This window comes from Peribacillus sp. NPDC055009 (assembly GCF_053608705.1).
On sequence record NZ_JBSGVZ010000003.1, the window covers coordinates 117050 to 131619 of the forward strand.

The following is a 14570-nucleotide window of genomic DNA, read 5'->3' on the forward strand; positions in this document are numbered from 1 at the left end:
CAGGCTTAATATATTAAAGCCAATATTTCTTCTTTCGTTACATTGCCAAAATAATGACGAACATCAATCTCATCTAGTACCCTGCTGATTGCTTCCTTTTCATAGCGTATTCCAGTAAGCTTTTGTTCAATATCCGTAACCTCTCCGACCCCGAAGAAATCGCCGTAGATTTTACAATTTTCAATGATTCCCCTGTTCACTTCAAGGCGGATATCAACAGATCCCACAGGGAATCTATGTGAGTTTTGCAAGTTGAATTTAGGTGATTTCCCGTAATTCCACTCCCAGTTTTGATATCTTTCTTCCGAGATTTCGTGAATTTTCTCCCAATCCGTCTCGGTTAAAACATACTCTGTTACCTTTCCGCTCTCTTTGAAAATATTTTGCAGAAGGAATGAACGGAATTCTTCAACAGACATCGGTTCTTTTAGGAAATCGGCAATATTACCGACACGGCTTCTTATCGATTTAATCCCTTTGGACTCGATTTTATCTTTTTTCACTTTTAAAGCAGATACAATGTGATCCATTTCTGATTGAAACAGCAATGTCCCATGACTGAACATCCTGCCCTTAGTTGAGAACATCGCGTTTCCCGAAATCTTCTTTCCTTCAGCCAGAATATCGTTACGACCACTCAATTCAGCATGTATTCCTAGTTTCTCGAGCGTTTCCACGACAGGCTGGGTGAATTTCTTAAAGTTATGGAAACTATCCCCATCATCTCTCGTAATGAAGCTGAAATTGAGATTCCCTAGGTCATGATAAACCGCTCCACCCCCGGAAAGGCGGCGAACAACTGTAATGCCATTTCCATCTACATAATCGGAATTGATTTCTTCAATCGTATTTTGATTCCTTCCTATGATGATTGAAGGACGATTAATGTAAAATAGAAGATAGGTTTCATCTATATTTAAATGTTTAAGCGCATATTCTTCGATGGCCAGATTAATTCTTGGATCTGTAATTCCCTTATTATCAATAAAAAGCACAGTTGTTCCTCCTTGTAGACTTCATATCCCCGATGTTTCATTTATAGTTGAAATTCAAGATTGGTTTTGGCTACAGCTATTTCTCTTTTGAATACCTCGGATGCTTCTTTTTTCAGTTGATCAAGATTCCCATAATGAGGGAGGTGAGTTAACAGCAAAAGCTGGACGTCAGCCTTTTCTGCCAGCATGCCCGCTTCCCTTGCCGTCATATGCCCCGCCTTTGACCCATCCATATCACTGTAAAAGTTACTTTCACATAATAAAACATTTGCGTCTTTAGCGAAATCTGCAAGCTCATCCATATATGAACTGTCACCTGTGTAAACTATCGAATGATTTTCAGCTTCAATCCTCATTGCAAAACACGGTACTGGATGTTTCGTTTTCATGAACGTAAATTTACACGGTCCAATTGTTAAGGGTTGATCAGCAGAGAAAGCTATCCCCTTTGTCACGTCTTTATAAGTTAACTTACCAAATTCGACTTCGTCCAAATCATGACCATAAATAGGAATGGTCCTTTTTTCGCTGCCCAATATCTGCTGTATGAACGCAGCGTGCTGCAGTACACCAATATCCGCTACATGATCCGGATGATAGTGGGATAATACAACTGCACCAAGATCCTCCGGCTTCATATGGTTTTGCAGCTGTGATAGAACACCGCTGCCACAATCAAGCAGAATGCGAAAATCTTCATATTCAAGCAAATAGCCGGAACTTGCCTCATTTTTAGCTGGATAACCGCCCCAGCAGCCAATTACGGTGATTTTCATGCTTAGGCACTCCTTTTTTTCTCTCAATGACTTCCCCATTAATATAAACTATTCTTGCCCTTATTTCACCTTTTTTACTTATGTTATAAAACATTAATTGACATTCAAAATCTGTTATAATACAATAAAACCATAGAAAAGCGAATAATAAAAAAATTAAGGAGATGATGTTCATGCTTCAAAGTAGCGTTGAGTTCTTTAAAAACCTGCCACCGAAACAATGCACGGAATGCGGAAAAAAAATTGAAGAACAGCACGAATGTTATGGAAACCACTGTGATCATTGCCTATCTGGAGAGTAGTTGTCCTGTGTTTCACCATCCACTTCCCAAATACAAGGATGAATTCATATATGGTTTCGGTTTCGCAGCTGAAAACCCCAAATAAAAAGAAGAGGTACCGAACGGTATCTCTTCTTTTTATTTGGGGTTCATTGCATTTGAGCAAAAAAAAATAGAATTATCACGTAACGGATAATCCTTTGAATAAATATATTTTAAATAGTTCAGCAATTTCCTCTTTCTCTAATGGGGCATGGTTCCTTTCCCAATCAAAAATCAGGGCTAGGTACATCTTTAGCATCAGGAATGCTGTTATCTCTGGATCGCAAGGCTGTATATAGCCCTTATCAATCGCTATCTTTAGTTTTTCCTTAATGTAGGAGACAATGGCTTCTTCCATTTCATTAACCATTTCCTGAACGGCCGGCGTCCCAATTTCGCGCTCTTCCTGAAGAAGTTTCAAAGATAATTGATGTTCCTGCCTGAACTCCAGAATTCGATAAACGGCCCGATGCAGGTTTTCAAAAAAGGCAAGTTGGTCATCCAAAGATTGTTCCGCCTCATATTTCATTTCCTCTATCAACCGCTGAACGATTTCTTTAAACAGCTCTTCTTTATTTTTATAAAAGGTATAAATGGTCCCTTTTCCCACATTGGCAATTTTAGCGACTTGATCCATCGTCGTTGCCTTATATCCAAAAAGTGAAAACGACTTGGTCGCAGCTTCTAAAATTAATTTTTTACGATCAACAGACATTTCCCACCTCAATCCTGACCAAACGGACAAAACAGTCATTATGTTCAACGATATCATACCAAAAATTTTCAGTCTTTTCAATTATATTTTCAATTACTTATAGAAACAATGGCCATCCTCATTACTGGACAGCCACTTTTTCGAGTATTCATTTAACTCACCAAGGTCAAGTAAAAAGAAAGCGGCGCTTTGCCAGTTGTACAACATCTTTCAACTTCACATGTAAATATGTAGAGCACATTGCAAACATGGTTAAACTACTTTCTCCTATTGACTGATCACTTTTCCTGTAATCTGTTTAAAATGATTGTTGCCAAAGCATCGATGAATTCAGGTTTAACATTGGGCATATCCGGCCTATAGTAGCCTGCACCAATCTCTTCCGTCACAACCTTACATTCATAATCGTTATCATAAAGGACTTCAAGGTGCTCGGCAACAAAGCCTACAGGAATATAAATGAAAGCTTTATAACCTTTTGCTTGATGAAGATCTCTGGTTAAATCCTGTACATCAGGTCCCAACCATGGTTCAGGTGTTTGTCCAGCGCTTTGCCAGCCTACTGCATAATTGCTAACCCCTGCGCCTTCAGCGATCATGTCTGCCGTTTCTTTCAGTTGATTTGGATACGGATCTCCCGATTGCAGGATTTTTTCAGGGAGGCTATGTGCCGACACAATCAAAGCGAAATTATCGCGTTCTTCCGAGGTCATTTTCCCGATTACTTCTTTTACTTGGTCTACCCAATATTGGATGAATTTTGGCTCATCATACCAGCTTTCAACGGAAGTGATGGTGAGGTTCCCCAATTTAGCTGCTTCATCCTGGGCACGTCCATTATAAGACTTCACGCTGAATGTGGAAAAATGCGGAGCCAATACTATACTGACCGCTTCTTTGATTCCATCTTCATGCATTTGTTTCACTGCGTCTTCAACAAAAGGTTCAATATGTTTCAGTCCAAGATATGCCTTGAATTCAACTTCCTCCTGAACGGAATTCAATTTCTTTTCAAGTGCTTCAGCTTGTCCTGCCGTTATTTTTGCAAGCGGGGATAATCCACCGATCGCTTCATATCTGCCCTTTAGGTCGGCAATCAATTCGTCGCTTGGCCGTCTCCCATGACGAATATGTGTATAATACCTTTCAATATCCTCTTCAGTGTATGGAGTACCATAAGCCATGACTAAAAGGCCCATTTTTTTTCTTGACATGAAGTTACACCTCTTTTAAAGATTTCGTTCTTTTATTGTGCATCCAATTAAGGAGTTCTAGCAAATGGTTCGCTCACCTTACTTCATTTTTGATGAATATTCATGAATGAAAGCGGTCAGCCTCTTCAGTGTATCCGGATTTACGGACGGGAAAACCCCATGACCAAGATTAAAGATGTAGCCGTCCTGCTCCATGCCCTGATCCAGGATCCTTTTCGTCCGTTCTTCTATAACATCCCATGAAGATAATAGCAGGGCAGGATCTAGATTACCTTGTACCGTTTTCTGGATTCCCATTTGTCTTGCTTCTGTAATTGGCAGTCTCCAATCAAGCCCGACTACATCAATCGGAAGATCATTCCACTCAAGTGCCAAGTGACTTGCGCCGACCCCGAACATGATTAGCGGTACATTTTCTTCACGCAATGATGAAAAGATACGAGTCATGATCGGCTTGATGAATACGCGGTAATCTTCAACATTCAAAGCACCCACCCAGGAATCAAAGATTTGGATGGCTTTAACGCCAGCTTTGATTTGCGACTTGACATAGATGATGATCATATCCGCTAACTTATCCATTAATGCAAACCATGCCTTTGGCTCTGTATACATGAAAGCTTTCGTCTTATTGTAATTTTTGGAGGGGCCGCCTTCAATCATGTATGAAGCAATGGTGAACGGAGCCCCGGAGAAACCGATCAAAGGAACGGACAATTGCTCCGTGGTCAATAATTTAATCGTGTCCAACACATATGGGATGTCTTTCTCTGGGTTCAATTCACCTAATTTTTCAACATCTGATACCGATTGGATCGGATTGGATATGACCGGACCGATTCCGGACTTAATCTCAACATCGACACCAATGGCTGGTAGCGGTGTCATTATATCTTTATATAAAATCGCAGCGTCTACATCATATTGCTCGACTGGCAATCTAGTTACATAAGCGCATAATTCCGGCTGATGAGTAATTTCAAAAAGAGAGTACTTCTCTTTCAATTTACGGTATTCCGGCTGTGAACGGCCGGCCTGACGCATATACCAAACAGGCACATGATCCGTTTTCTCTCCTCTCGCAGCTTTTAAGAATGTATCATTCGTAATTTCCTTAGACATTAATATCCACCTTTCAAGCAATCACGTTTCTATTTTTATTCATTACCTACATAGAATATCAGAAGGATGTTGAATTTCAAATCGAATCTCCTTAAACTATAGCTTTTTCTATAATAGAAGTATAGCCAACCTATATATTTGTCAGAAAATCGACGTTTTTATAAATATCTTACCGGTTTACAAGCCTAATGGTTAGTTTGGAAATGGTAAAAGCACTATTCATTGGGTAAAATGGGTATACAGGTTCTATATAGAAATTGGAGGGGAATTTATGAATGTATTCATCACATCAGGCACTTACGATTTTTTAAAAATCAAAAAAGATAAGCACCCGAATGAAAAAATATTACTTATGCAAAATCCTGACACTGCAGTACTTTTACATGAAACAACAGGTAAAACGATCTTCAGCTCTCCACGTAAGTATGAAGTAGTTGATGGGAAAGGAAACCTTCAGGATCATGGGTATGTAGTCATGAACAATATCCCTGTAAGTGAAGAAGGAAGGCCGGTATTCGAACATCGTTTTAAAAACAGGGCCGGATTCATTGAAAATGAACCAGGTTTCGTCGCACTTCGTGTCCTGCGGCCAATCAATTCTGAAACTTATGTAATTCTAACGATTTGGGAGAAACAAGCTGATTTCCTGAACTGGAAGAATTCCGGTTCCTTTAAGATGGCGCATAACAGCGACTCCAAAGCTCCCGTTACGAATTCCAGCCAGAAGATGTTTTCGGGTGAAGCCTATGTTACTCAATATACATTGGTGAAGGATTCCGAAGAATAATCCATTCTTGCTCAATAAAAGGCCCATCCCCTTAAGGATGGGCCTTTTCATAGTAATGCAGATCGTTATTTGGACGCTAAAAAATCATAAAGACCTATAACAATCCGACAAATTCCTTCTTTATTTCCGGGGAAATACAACGGATATTTACATATATTTTATCTGAATCCTTTTTTCAAAGTACTCTAGGCCCCAGGAATTTATGCAATTTAAACAAGGTTAAACTATATGCCGCGCCTAATGCATAACCTGCAAAGATATCAGTTGGAAAATGAACCTTCATAGCAATCCTGCTGACACCAATTAGCAGAATGAGACAAAAGAAACCGATTCCTAATGCCCATTTCAATGAGTTTCCTTTAATTTCTTTCATGATTAAATAAGCAACCATACTGAAGAAAATAAGGCCCACCATTGCGTGGCCACTTGGAAAACTGAAGCCAGCGGTATCCATCAAATGATTTTCAGGACGGACTCTTTTCACATGATTTTTTATCCACCCGTTTAACACATCACCCCCAGCAATTCCGATAGAGAAGACGGCCATGGTCCAATAATCCTTCTTTATTATCCACAAATAGAGAACACATAATAAGCTTCCAAAACCAATGAACTTGGATTTCCCAAGATAGGTAATGGTTTTGAAGAAAGTGAACGAAAAAGTATTTTCACCTACCGAAAAAAGTTCCGCAACATATGTATCGAACGCTAAAGCCTCCTCACTTTGGACTTCATGCATCAAAAAAAAGAATAGCAACATGCAAAGCAAAACCAAAGCAATCCAGAAATATTTAATCATTATATATCTCTCCTCGAGGTATTTAATATACTTTGGATTATTCAGAATATGATATACTATTTACAATTAATCCAATCATTGGGAGGTGCAAAATGATACAGCGATTACACGATCTTCTAGATGGTTCATATGAAGAAATGGTATCCATCCGGCGTTATCTTCATCAAAACCCCGAGCTTTCTTTTCAAGAAACCCAAACGGCGGCCTTCATCGCCGGATATTATGAAAAACTTGGAATCGAACACCGAACAAATGTAGGCGGTAATGGTGTTATTGCCAAGGTCACAGGCAGTAAGCCTGGTAAAACCGTAGCATTGCGCGCTGATTTCGACGCCTTACCCATTCAAGATGAAAAAGAAGTTCCCTATAAATCTTCCGTACCCGGGGTAATGCATGCGTGTGGACACGATGGCCATACAGCGACACTCCTTGTCCTTGCAAAAAATCTGAATGAACTGAAGGTTGAGCTCGAAGGTGAATATATATTTATCCACCAGCATGCTGAAGAATATGCTCCAGGGGGTGCCAAACCGATGATTGAGGCTGGCTGCCTTGATGGAGTGGATGTAATTTTCGGCACCCATTTATGGGCAACGGCCCCAACCGGAACAGTCCAATACGCTTATGGACCCCTTATGGCCGCTGCTGACCGTTTTGAAATCACCATTCAAGGGCAGGGCGGGCATGGAGCCCAGCCGCATAAAACCCGTGATGCAATCGTAGTCGGCTCTCAGCTCGTCATAGCCCTGCAGCAAATCGTGAGCCGCCGCCTAAACCCAATAGATTCTGCAGTCATTACCGTCGGTTCCTTTGTAGCAGATAATGCCTTTAACGTCATTGCAGATAAGGCTAAAATAATCGGGACCGTCCGCACATTCAAGGAAGATGTCCGTTCATTCATTAGCGAAGAAATAGAGCGGATTGTTAAAGGAACCTGCATAGCTGCGGACTGCACCTATGAATATCAATACTTTCAAGGTTATCCAGCTGTTATTCCACATGTTGAGGAAACTAAATTCCTCATCGAAAGCACTGAGTCAGTCAAGGAAGTTTTGATTACAGAGGAAATTGACCCGGATATGACAGGTGAAGATTTTTCTTATTATTTACAAAATGTAAAAGGTACATTCTTCTTTACGGGAGCCAGGCCAAAAAATGAACATACATATCCGCATCATCATCCTTTGTTTGATATTGATGAAAATGCGATGCTCATTGCAGCCAAAATATTAGGCACTGCAGCGGTAACTTATCACAATAAGAAACAATCATCCCAAATGGTGAATGAATCTTTATTGCGGTAATGGTGAAGGGACGGGTTACCCCCGTCCCTTACTCTTTAAGAAGTCTGATTCGGTAACAATTGACAGCCGTTTCCCCAAGATGTTCCAACAAATGATGGTTGGCATATCCACCGACAGCTGCCCCAATACCTGGAACGAGCTGGAACATTTTGATGACATCGATGTGATCGCGATATTCCTGCTGAAATTCTTGCCAGTCTATTTCCGGCCATTTCCCTGAATCCCATTCCTCTATTACCTGTAAAGTTTCCAATTTCTTCTCCTCGCTTGAAAATGCCATCTGGAAGATATGGAGAATGAATAATCGTTCCTCATATTTATTTGGATCGAAACCGTATATACGGGATAGTTCGAATAATAATTTCATCTTGATGCTAAGCAGTAATGGGAAATCAGCCAATCCAATTAAAAGCCCTGCCGCTCCGGTTCCCACACCTTCTATAACGGCCGTTTTCCGATATGCCGTTACAGTTTCCGCAACCCACTCTTCTTTTTGCTGCAAGGATAGTAGCACTACATTTTTTTCTTTAGACATATATTTAGAACCTGATAATACGGCCTCTATCATCCCTTTAATACTATCAGTAATCATTTTGTGCACTCGGTCTGGAATATAACTATTCAATTTGATCTGCGCCTTTTTGGACATCCGCTCAAGCCTGCCAGATTTCTTGGCTACTTTCTTTTTCCATGATATTAGTTCCGAAAATGCCTTTTGTTCATATTCATCCATTCATTTAACACCTCCGTTAAATATGTATATACCCCCTACGAGGCTTTTATTTTCAATTTTCATAAAATCAACTGAAACGTTTTTTTTGAGGGTTTGTAAAATTCGAACGTTGTTTTCCACTCCACGCTTGCGCCGAGGAGGCTTGGCAGACAGTCGGCGGAAAGGGAGATGATTTCTGAAATCAACTGAAACATTAATAAAGAAAAAGCTGATTTTTTGAAAATCAGCTTCTGCTAAAAGTTTTTAATTTTCTTTGCTGCATAGATTTTAAAACCGAATATGAAAACAAGCCCCATTGCCAAGGCGGCTAAAGCGGACATCCATTCCCCTTTCACTAGCAGGACCAAACTGAAGACAAGGTCCTCAAATAATAGGAAATAGGAAATTAGCTTTATGACCGCAGATTCTCTCATTTTTGCTGGCAATGGATATAGTGAGACCCATACTTTCCATTCATGAGCCTTCCAAACCGGCAGCAGTTGCAGGGCTGTCATGAATAGGAACATGAACGTTACAATCAAATGTGCCCATATGTTAGTGAATACACTTAAAATCACGGATCCAATGATAGTTAAACGCAAACAAAGGCCCACATAATCATTGGATCGCAGCAGAGTACGGGCGTAAAGATAGGTATAAGTTGATTTATCACCATACGGAATGAGTGATAATAGCCAGTCCATCCATTTCCTTCTCGCTACCTTCCCTTTCAAATGAGGAACATCTGTAAACATGTTCGCTATTCGATAGAAAGAATTCATCCGTTTGTTCTCCAGTTCCACCAGCCGTTCCCACTTCAGCACAAAACCTTTAGTTGCGCTTCGGTAATACATGTAAAGACCTAACAATAATAAGAAGATTATAAGTGCAAACAGTATATTTGCCCTTGAACAGATGAAATAAAGAATCACTCCATTAAGTAAAAAACGGATGAGAGAATCCCAATGGCTCACTGATGTATCCTGATATTTCAATACCAGCCAGCGCATGGTTAAATTCAAAAACTTCAAAATAAGCAATACGACCAGGATAATTCCAAGGTCCTTACCTCCTGCCCCCGTAACTTTCGAATACATCGGTATCGATGCAATCAGGACAACAAGAAGAATAAAGCCTTGCATGACCCAGCTTAATATCAGTGAATTCTTGAAATAGCTTCTCAACTTCGTTTCAAGCGGAAGCAGGAATACCGTATCGGGTTCTTTCAAGAAAGTATTTATCGGGCTTCTGGTTACAATGATCGATAAAACTAAGGCTATGATCAATTCAGCAGGGAAATCACTGTTTAACGTCTTCACCCAATCACTGTAATAATATGCCAAGCCACCTAGAACCAATACCATGACAAAAACAAGATGGCCATTAAAAATATAACGAAGATATTTTTGCGTTTCATTTATATAGCCTAAATATCTTTCCTTCCAGAGATTTTGACTATTCATGACCGATTTCTTCTTTCGTCAATTGGATATATAAATCGTCCAGAGTTGCCCCCGGCATGGAAAATTGTTCACGAAGCTGCTCAAGATTGCCTTTTGCCCGAATTTCTCCATTATGCAATATGATGAAAGAATCACAATACCTCTCGGCTGTCGCCAGTATATGTGTAGACATTAGAATTCCCGCACCGCTCTCTTTCATCTTCCTCATCAAGTCAAGCAAGGATTGAATGCCTAATGGATCAAGACCCACGAATGGTTCGTCGACGATATATAAAGACGGCTGCACTAAAAAGGCGCACATGATCATGACCTTTTGCTTCATTCCCTTTGAAAAATGTGCCGGGAACCATTTAAGCCTTTTCTCCATATGGAATTCCTTTAACAGAACGTCCATCCTTTCTTTATATGTGGCTTCCGCCAAACCATGTGCCATGGCAGTAAGCTTTAAATGCTCCTCAAGTGTAAGCTCATCATACAGAATTGGCGTTTCTGGAACATAAGTGAATTGTTTACGATATGTATCCGGGTCCTGGGCAAGTGTTTTACCATGAATCGAGACACTTCCGCCTTTCGGCTCCATGAGTCCGATGATATGTTTGATTGTCGTACTTTTCCCAGCCCCGTTGAGCCCAATTAACCCTACTAGCTCATTTGGCTGAATTTCAAAACTTATTCCTTTTAAAACGGGCGTTTTCGTGTATCCGCCCACTAATTGCTTTATTTCCAATAAGGACATATAAACGATCCTTTCTATATAGAGGTTCTTATTTCCATTTTATCAAATTCTCCTGCTTTTATATAGTCGAGTGTTCCCGGAACTAAATTTCCATAAATAACTAATTATATTTCTCCTCCTTTGTGGTCATCATAATTAAGGAAGAAGGGGTTAGTCATTACGTGTGATTCACATCATATTGTAAATGAGGTGTCAGTTAAAGACGTATTACACTGAAATACCCATAAGATTTATTACAAATGATTCACATCATATTGTAAATGAGGTGTCAGTTAAAGACGTATAACTGAATTAAACCAGAAGCTTCATAAAAAAAATCGTTTCGAGCAAGGAGATGGTTCTCTTGCACGTAAAAGCAGAAAAATCATTCAATAATTATCAATTATGCTTTGAAAGTTGATGAAACTTTAAAGATATAGGAGATGGTTGCTTTGAATGGAAAATCTCTAATCAGATAATAACCGTATTTTACTAAAATGTAGATGAGGTGTTTGTCGCAGAGAATTTATGCTAATGCGAATTTTGAAGCAAAACCCCCTTTTTCGACAGGCAGGGTGCAACTTAATGTTGCATCCTGTTTTTATGATTTTTCCTTTTCTCAAGGATTCAAGCTATGGTACGATTAACCAAATACATTAACTTTTAAAGGAGCGTTTTTAATGAGTGATTGCATATTTTGCAAAATAATCGACGGGGAAATTCCAAGCAGTAAAGTTTTCGAAAATGAACATGTATTGGCCTTTCTCGATATCAGTCAAGTAACAAAAGGCCATACACTGGTAATACCTAAAGTACATAAGGAAAATCTTTATGAGTTGACACCTGAGATTGCCAAGAATCTTTTTGAAGTGGTACCGGAAATTGCCCGCGCCATGAAACAGGAATTCCAACCTGTAGGCCTGAACCTTTTAAACAATAACGGGGAAGCTGCAGGACAGTCCGTTTTCCATTTTCACATGCATTTAATTCCACGACATGGGGAAGGTGACGGATTTGGGGCAGTTTGGAAAACGAATACCAGCGACTATACACCAGATGACCTGAAACAAATCGCTGACTCCATTGCACAGCATTTAAAATGAACTGTTGGCAAATGAAGGTTTCTTTAGCCTTTCTTAATATCTTTTTAAAAGAATCGACGCTTGTTGCATGAAAAAACAATGATCCTAATTTGGTCCTCACTTTAAAGTGCAGGACCTTTTTTTACTTTGGACTATCATTAAAATAGATTGTCACTTAAAATTCTAAATTTTCCTCCTATTGAATTTAGTTTTCTGGTAGGATATATGAATAGTCTCAAATACTTTATCACATAGTCGCATAGGAGGAAAAAAATTGAAACGTGCACGCAATTTTAACGCTGGGCCAGCCGCCCTTCCCTTAGAAGTTTTACAAAGAGCCCAAAACGAATGGTTGAATATTGAGGATTCCGGTATGTCCGTCATGGAATTAAGCCATAGAAGTTCGGAATTCGAAAAAATTCATAACCATGCCATCCAATCATTAAAAGACCTTATGGAAATTCCTGAGAATTATGAAGTTCTCCTGCTGCAAGGAGGAGCAAGTCTGCAATTCTCCATGATTCCCATGAACATTTTGAATGATGAAAAAAGGGCAGATTATGTCCTCACTGGTTCTTGGTCGGAAAAAGCATTAAAAGAAGCCAAAAAGGTTGGTGAAACGGCCGTAGTCGCTTCATCCAAAGATGAAAAATATACGTTCATCCCTAAAGTCGAAGATATCAAATTGAATGATGATGCTGCATATCTTCATATCACAAGCAATAATACGATTTACGGAACACAGTGGAAAGATTTCCCGGAAACAGGCAACATTCCTTTAGTAGCCGATATGTCAAGTGATATTCTCAGCAAAAAGATTGATATTAGTAAATTCGGCATCATCTATGCAGGTGCACAAAAGAATCTAGGTCCGTCTGGAATCACTGTCGTAATCATCCGTAAAGACTTAATAACGGATAATGACAAAATCCCGTCCATGATGAACTATTCTATCCATTCAAAAAATAAATCTTTATACAACACTCCTCCGACATTGGCCATTTACTTATTGTCCCTTGTGTTGGATTGGGCAAAAGAACAGGGCGGCGTGGAAAAGATTGCTGAGATCAATGAAGAAAAAGCAAAAGTCATTTACGATGCCATTGACGGCAGTGATGGTTTTTATAAAGGCCATGCCCTACCGGACAGCCGTTCATTGATGAATGTAACGTTCACGCTTCCGTCAGAAGAAGCTGAAGCACAATTCCTTAAAGAAGTGAAGCAAGCCGGATTCGTAGGACTGAATGGTCACCGTTCCATCGGCGGCTGCAGAGCTTCCATCTATAATGCGGTCCCTCTATCCCATTGCCAGGACCTTGCTGATTTCATGAAGAAGTTCCAGGAGTCGTATAAAGCGAAGGAAGCTCAAACCCTATAAATCAAACAAATATGACTTCTAAAAAAATAGGTCTTATGATATACTATTTTAAACTTCTTGCAACAGGCAATAGTGCATTGTTGAAGAAAAAATGTTAGTTGAGATGAGAATAGGAGAGATGAGTAAATGAAAACGAAAACCCTTGTGTCACTGTCCCTATTAATCGGGATTGGGGCTGCCCTGCATTTTATCGTACCTGGATTCTTCCTTGGAATGAAACCGGATATGATGCTGTTGATGATGTTTTTGGCGATTACCCTGTTTCCCGCGAAGAAGAATGTATTCATTGTCGCCCTGGCTGCTGGAGCCATCTCTGCCATGACAACTACATTTCCTGGAGGACAGATTCCAAATATCATAGACAAATTGGCAACAGCCTTTCTGTTTTACCTTTTATTCATCAGTCTTAAGAAGTTTTCAACATCCGTTGTCACCGTTAGTATCTTGACTGCCGTAGGAACAATGATTTCCGGCGCTGTCTTCCTTGGTTCGGCTTATTATATCGTTTCCCTTCCAGGGCCTTTCGTTGCACTTTTCGGCGCTGTTGTACTTCCTGCCGTACTGTTAAATACAGTTGCGATGGTCATCATTTATCCAATTGTGAACGGCATTGTTAGAAAATCAAATATACCCATTAATGCATAAAGCGGGATCATCATACCTTAAAAAGCACCGGAATGTCCGGTGCTTTTTTTCCAATCTTATGAATCTGGAATTCTAGTCACAATCATCCTCCAATGATCAATGAATCAATATCCACATAAACCAAATGAAAAGCAGTAAAGCCCCAGGGAGACCCATTGCGAAGGCTCTAGCCTGGAGCACCCTCTTGGGCGGATAGATGCCAGGAGTTTTTGCTTGCCTTAGAAAATACCCCATTCCGCACAGGCATATCAGGCCTAATAAAAAAATGATTTTCATTATTAACCCACCAGTGCCATCCATGTTCCGACAGCTTGTTTTTATTATCTATATGCTGCTCTTCCCTTTATATGTAGCATTATTAATAAAGCTTCAAGTTATTTTTAAATATTATATATTTACTCTCTAAGTTTAAAAAAATATTTTTGTGATATAAAGATAAAATGGTCGATTCTCTTCCATAAGGATGAAAATTATGGTATTTTGATATCAATAGTATTTCTCTCCCTATTTATCATAATTTCCAATTGATGCAGCAGGGAT

General features: G+C 39.6%; 15 protein-coding genes. 6 read left to right on the forward strand and 9 right to left on the reverse strand.

Features of this window, described 5'->3' with window-relative positions:
* Positions 1–5 precede the first annotated feature (5 nt).
* Positions 6–995: a lipoate--protein ligase gene (locus ACWF5P_RS06755; RefSeq protein WP_101224167.1), complete on the reverse strand. Its 990-nt coding sequence runs from the start codon at positions 993–995 to the stop codon at positions 6–8.
* A 41-nt stretch (positions 996–1036) separates the two neighbouring features.
* Positions 1037–1771, reverse strand: a complete 735-nt coding sequence (locus tag ACWF5P_RS06760; RefSeq protein WP_101224168.1) for an MBL fold metallo-hydrolase — start codon at positions 1769–1771, stop codon at positions 1037–1039.
* 173 nt (positions 1772–1944) lie between these two features.
* On the opposite strand from ACWF5P_RS06760, the gene yhfH reads away from it, so the two are divergent.
* Entirely contained in the window at positions 1945–2073 is a 129-nt protein-coding gene (yhfH, locus tag ACWF5P_RS06765; protein ID WP_101224169.1) for a protein YhfH, read from the forward strand.
* 160 nt (positions 2074–2233) lie between these two features.
* On the opposite strand, the gene ACWF5P_RS06770 is transcribed toward yhfH, so the two are convergent.
* The 3 genes from ACWF5P_RS06770 to hemE all read right to left on the reverse strand — a co-directional run bounded on the left by ACWF5P_RS06770 (position 2234) and on the right by hemE (position 5145).
* A complete protein-coding gene (locus ACWF5P_RS06770; RefSeq protein WP_452444733.1) occupies positions 2234–2809 on the reverse strand; it encodes a TetR/AcrR family transcriptional regulator in 576 nt (191 codons plus the stop codon).
* A 278-nt stretch (positions 2810–3087) separates the two neighbouring features.
* Entirely contained in the window at positions 3088–4023 is a 936-nt protein-coding gene (gene hemH, locus ACWF5P_RS06775; RefSeq protein ID WP_101224171.1) for a ferrochelatase, read from the reverse strand.
* A 78-nt stretch (positions 4024–4101) separates the two neighbouring features.
* On the reverse strand, positions 4102–5145 hold the full coding sequence (gene hemE, locus ACWF5P_RS06780) for a uroporphyrinogen decarboxylase (protein ID WP_101224172.1): 1044 nt from the start codon (positions 5143–5145) through the stop codon (positions 4102–4104).
* 271 nt (positions 5146–5416) lie between these two features.
* On the opposite strand from hemE, the gene ACWF5P_RS06785 reads away from it, so the two are divergent.
* Positions 5417–5932: an antibiotic biosynthesis monooxygenase family protein gene (locus ACWF5P_RS06785; RefSeq protein WP_101224173.1), complete on the forward strand. Its 516-nt coding sequence runs from the start codon at positions 5417–5419 to the stop codon at positions 5930–5932.
* 175 nt (positions 5933–6107) lie between these two features.
* Here the strand turns inward: ACWF5P_RS06785 and ACWF5P_RS06790 are convergent, their stop codons facing one another.
* The gene (locus tag ACWF5P_RS06790; protein WP_101224174.1) at positions 6108–6731 is read right to left on the reverse strand and encodes a phosphatase PAP2 family protein; all 624 of its coding nucleotides are present in this window, start codon (positions 6729–6731) and stop codon (positions 6108–6110) included.
* Positions 6732–6823: 92 nt separating this feature from the next.
* Here ACWF5P_RS06790 and ACWF5P_RS06795 point away from each other — a divergent pair, with 92 nt between their 5' ends.
* The gene (locus ACWF5P_RS06795; protein ID WP_452444734.1) at positions 6824–8035 is read left to right on the forward strand and encodes a M20 family metallopeptidase; all 1212 of its coding nucleotides are present in this window, start codon (positions 6824–6826) and stop codon (positions 8033–8035) included.
* A gap of 28 nt (positions 8036–8063) precedes the next feature.
* Here ACWF5P_RS06795 and ACWF5P_RS06800 read toward each other — a convergent pair whose 3' ends face one another.
* The 3 genes from ACWF5P_RS06800 to ACWF5P_RS06810 form a co-directional block, all read right to left on the reverse strand.
* The gene (locus ACWF5P_RS06800; RefSeq protein WP_101224176.1) at positions 8064–8768 is read right to left on the reverse strand and encodes an EcsC family protein; all 705 of its coding nucleotides are present in this window, start codon (positions 8766–8768) and stop codon (positions 8064–8066) included.
* Between the two features lie 233 nt (positions 8769–9001).
* Positions 9002–10210, reverse strand: a complete 1209-nt coding sequence (locus ACWF5P_RS06805) for an ABC transporter permease (RefSeq protein WP_452444735.1) — start codon at positions 10208–10210, stop codon at positions 9002–9004.
* The gene (locus tag ACWF5P_RS06810; RefSeq protein WP_101224178.1) at positions 10203–10946 is read right to left on the reverse strand and encodes an ABC transporter ATP-binding protein; all 744 of its coding nucleotides are present in this window, start codon (positions 10944–10946) and stop codon (positions 10203–10205) included. Before ACWF5P_RS06810 ends, ACWF5P_RS06805 begins: the two co-directional genes overlap by 8 nt.
* Before the next feature lie 659 nt (positions 10947–11605).
* Here ACWF5P_RS06810 and ACWF5P_RS06815 point away from each other — a divergent pair.
* The 3 genes from ACWF5P_RS06815 (at position 11606) to ACWF5P_RS06825 (ending at position 14030) form a co-directional block, all read left to right on the forward strand.
* The gene (locus ACWF5P_RS06815; protein ID WP_053534082.1) at positions 11606–12028 is read left to right on the forward strand and encodes an HIT family protein; all 423 of its coding nucleotides are present in this window, start codon (positions 11606–11608) and stop codon (positions 12026–12028) included.
* Positions 12029–12281: 253 nt separating this feature from the next.
* Positions 12282–13385, forward strand: a complete 1104-nt coding sequence (gene serC, locus ACWF5P_RS06820; RefSeq protein WP_434168837.1) for a 3-phosphoserine/phosphohydroxythreonine transaminase — start codon at positions 12282–12284, stop codon at positions 13383–13385.
* A 126-nt stretch (positions 13386–13511) separates the two neighbouring features.
* Positions 13512–14030, forward strand: a complete 519-nt coding sequence (locus tag ACWF5P_RS06825; protein ID WP_076367276.1) for a tryptophan transporter — start codon at positions 13512–13514, stop codon at positions 14028–14030.
* The last annotated feature ends 540 nt before the right edge of the window (positions 14031–14570 follow it).